The organism is Streptococcus sp. KR (assembly GCF_002238115.1).
GTDB lineage: Bacteria > Bacillota > Bacilli > Lactobacillales > Streptococcaceae > Streptococcus.
This window is the reverse complement of the sequence record NZ_NGVM01000201.1, coordinates 1-348: the sequence shown is the minus strand read 5'-3', so window position 1 is coordinate 348 and position 348 is coordinate 1. Positions and strand designations below refer to the sequence as shown.

1 protein-coding gene is annotated in these 348 nt (G+C 40.8%); it reads right to left on the bottom strand.

What is annotated here, in order from left to right:
- Positions 1-348, bottom strand: a 348-nt coding sequence (locus CBI42_RS12895) for a hypothetical protein (RefSeq protein ID WP_179211427.1), incomplete at both ends; no start/stop codon positions are given.

Below are 348 nucleotides of genomic sequence, written 5' to 3'. Positions count from 1 at the left end.
CACAACCATACGATCAAATTGCTTTGAAGGGGTTTTCATGTTAGCAGCAGCCATTTTATTCACATAATTGTTTTTATCCGATTCGCCAATTCGTTTTGAAAATTCAGGGACGCCCATTCTGCCGTTCAAAGAATGCAGCAAAGCTGTGGCCGTTTCCATACCGGTTTGGCCAAACATAGCTTTCATTAGGGCACCTTGCTGAGTTTTATTCATTCCACGTTTGTTCATTCGGTTTTTTATCAAAGCAAAAATTTGAGAAAGCGGTTTTAGCCCACCACTCTTTGTCTCAATTTGTGAGGGCGTAATGCCCAACTTTTCAAAAGGATTTGATTTAACACCACCACTGGT